This is a genomic window from Pseudoduganella ginsengisoli (assembly GCF_009720865.1).
In the GTDB taxonomy this organism is placed as follows: domain Bacteria; phylum Pseudomonadota; class Gammaproteobacteria; order Burkholderiales; family Burkholderiaceae_D; genus Rugamonas; species Rugamonas ginsengisoli.
In genome coordinates, this window is sequence record NZ_WNLA01000127.1 from 1 (window position 1) to 249 (window position 249).

Annotated in this window: 1 protein-coding gene; it reads left to right on the forward strand. The window is 66.3% G+C overall.

Annotation, left to right across the window (positions count from 1 at the left end):
- Window positions 1-249, forward strand: a 249-nt coding sequence (locus GM668_RS32000; protein WP_170305943.1) for an Ig-like domain-containing protein, incomplete at both ends; no start/stop codon positions are given.

A 249-nucleotide genomic window follows, 5' to 3' on the forward strand; every position in this document is an offset into this window, starting at 1 on the left:
TCGACATTGCGTACACGGTCACGCAGGAAGACAAGGCGGGCAACTTCAGTGCGCCGTCGCAGGGCCTGAAAGTGACGATCGACCGCACGGCGCCGGCGGTGCCGGCAGCGCCGGGGCTGGTGTCGGACTCGGGTGTGCCGGGCGACCGCATCACCAATGTCAACAAGCCAACCATCAGCGGCACGGCGGAAGCCAACAGCACGGTGTCGGTATATGACGGCGGCACGCTGATCGGCACTGCGCTCACCA